The 2,395-nt window shown below is 53.1% G+C and carries 3 protein-coding genes; all 3 read right to left on the reverse strand.

Annotated elements, in window-relative coordinates:
• The coding region (locus ACOYNV_RS27535; RefSeq protein WP_422903014.1) for a hypothetical protein at positions 1-424 on the reverse strand (424 nt) is incomplete at its 3' end.
• Between the two features lie 12 nt (positions 425-436).
• Positions 437-817 (reverse strand): hypothetical protein, encoded by a 381-nt coding sequence (locus ACOYNV_RS27540; RefSeq protein ID WP_422903015.1) that lies wholly within the window; start codon positions 815-817, stop codon positions 437-439.
• A 79-nt stretch (positions 818-896) separates the two neighbouring features.
• Positions 897-2,395 (reverse strand): hypothetical protein (locus ACOYNV_RS27545; protein ID WP_422903016.1); only part of this gene is annotated, 1,499 nt, incomplete at its 5' end.

Consider the following 2,395-nt stretch of genomic DNA (forward strand, 5'->3'; position numbering starts at 1 on the left):
AACACGCCCCGGCAGACAAGCTCAAGTTACGCGCGGCAGTTGTTGATTTTGTCGCCACGCAGCCGGATTTGATGCCCTTGTTCAGGATGGTAAATTCGCCTTCCTGTTGCGCTTGCTTGCGCAGCACATTTATTCCCCGGTTAGCCAGGGCGGCTTGCTCAAGTGCGTATTTCAAGGTGGCAAACGACATGTCCTGCATGCTGACCGACGTTGTCGCAATATTTCCCTCCATTTCAACAAGGCGCAATCCAAGGCTTCCCTTGCTGCCTCTGGCGGTATCAATCTCGCCCTCTCTTGCCGAAACCCGTGAGTCAATACTGGCGAAATTCTCGTCAATCTCGACGTAGCGTGTATTCCACAAGGCCGGGATGGCATCCGGCTCATTGTTGGGAATCGGGGTAATGCTGGTATGTGCAAGTGCCATTATTCACTCCTTTCAGAAGCGTAGCTTGATGCTGATTTCGTAACGTTCATCGGATTCCTTATGCTTCGGAGCGAAGGTTTTCAGGCCGACAATCTGCCCTGCTGAATCGATCAATGCCGCCTCGGAAAGGCTTGCGCCAATCAGTTCGACGGCCTCAATGGTTCCCTTTCCGGTAACCGAATACAGGTCTTCCTGGATGATTGACGCCAGAGGCTTCCTGAGAACTTCGTGATTGAGCGCTGTAGCGGAAGCTGATGGAGGCTTTGGCGTCATGTCCGGGTTGTGCCCGCCGTCGCCAAAGGCCATGTACGCAATAGGCAAAATAACCGGGCCACCCGCCATGCACGCGGCGATCTTCTGGCGATAGGCATTTACTGTTATGGCTTCAGCCATTGCTTGATGCTCCTTAAATGTTTGATTTCGCACATTCTGATTTGATTATTTGGTGCGATTCCTGCTGTTTTCCGTTTTCTTAAGCTGTCTTTGTCACGGTCAAGGAAAATTCAGGCGCTGCTGACCCGCCAATCCTCCACGCCCCGCCAAGCTTTAGCCGTCGGCCTGGTCCGCGCTCGTAAACCATAGGGGCGTCAATGTCTTGAGCTAAAACGAATCGCCCAATGCGTGGGCACTCAACAATCTTCATAGCGCGCAGTCGTCTACCATCAAGACGGAACCGGCCAACCTTGTTTTCTGCGCCGATATGCCAGCGGCCATCAAGCCTCCTTGGCACTGGTGAAAGTTTTGTAGCGACAGGCCTGACCAGTCTCTCCGGGGTAGCATAGGCGTCAGAAAACGATGCGATAAGCGCAGACGACTCGGTAAGGATTGATTCGTCGCGCTGGATGGAAAATCCAAACGGACGCAGCGCATCGGCCTGCCCTACCGACCACTGGCCATCCAGTCGCCGCCATGATGACAACCTTGTTTTTTTTCCACCAAGCCGCGCCGGGGTTGCCGGGTACCTGATACTCATGCGCTCGTGGTAGGTGACTATCACGTCTATCGGCGCCACAACATCACATTCTGACGTGATGAGTGCATGGCTGACAGCGTCAAGCGCACTACCACCAACCTGCCAGGTACCATCAAGCCGGCGATCAATTTCCGCCAGCTTCGGCAACCGGTAAATAGGAACAGCCGATTCGCTGGAAATCAATGCGCTACTGGTGACCCGGCAATGTTTCAACTTCCATAACGACATTCCGCCGCGCTGCTCGCCGATCTTGAACGATCCAAAAGGAAGAGGCAGGGTTACGTACTTCCCATCGCGCCCGATAGACCATCTAACGTCGCTTGAATCGCTGACAACCAGGCCGCACCATGGGTAGCGCATGCGGGAATGCTTCTGCAGTAGTAACGTCCCGGAAAGAAGTGACTGGACATACGGTGAAAAATTCAGCAGGAACCTGAACAAGGGTAAAAGCCTTGCCGGAATAACCGATCGGATAATATGCGTCAAACTCGCAATGGATCGCACGTTGACGCTGAAATCAAGCGATATTTCAATCCGGCTGGTAAGGTACATGGACTCCGTGTTTATCGGTCGATCCGTAAGGCTTTCCGCTGTGCTGGTAATCCGCTTTCCAACTCCCCACGCCCCATTGATCTTTAAATCAGGTTCTCCGATCTGGTGAATCCACCGTGCATACTGTGGTGTTGCGCTATACAACCCGGATGGATACGGCATCGACTTGTAATGCCAGAGCTGATCAACAGCGCAAAGGTTCGGGAACATCATTTGCAAATAGGTGCGAAGAAAGTGCATTCCGCGCCCTTGCACATCGCCGGATTTCCATGCCCGGTAAAGGTAGCGAGTTGCTGATTCTTCGCGGTCTCCCTGCAGGATAGCCAGTCCATCCCTATTGACCGACTTACGTACCAGGTCAAACGAACCTAAGTGGGCTGATCCAAGGACATTGGCGTCAAACGCATTGGCCGCAACGTTGGAATCGAACAAATCAAGGAATAACT

Origin of the sequence: Propionivibrio sp., from assembly GCF_049316945.1 — a bacterium.
In the GTDB taxonomy this organism is placed as follows: domain Bacteria; phylum Pseudomonadota; class Gammaproteobacteria; order Burkholderiales; family Rhodocyclaceae; genus Propionivibrio.

Excerpts from the sequence above, each read along its gene's own strand:
- ACOYNV_RS27540 (WP_422903015.1), bottom strand. The coding sequence starts at position 817 with ATGGCTGAAGCCATAACAGTAAATGCCTATCGCCAGAAGATCGCCGCG.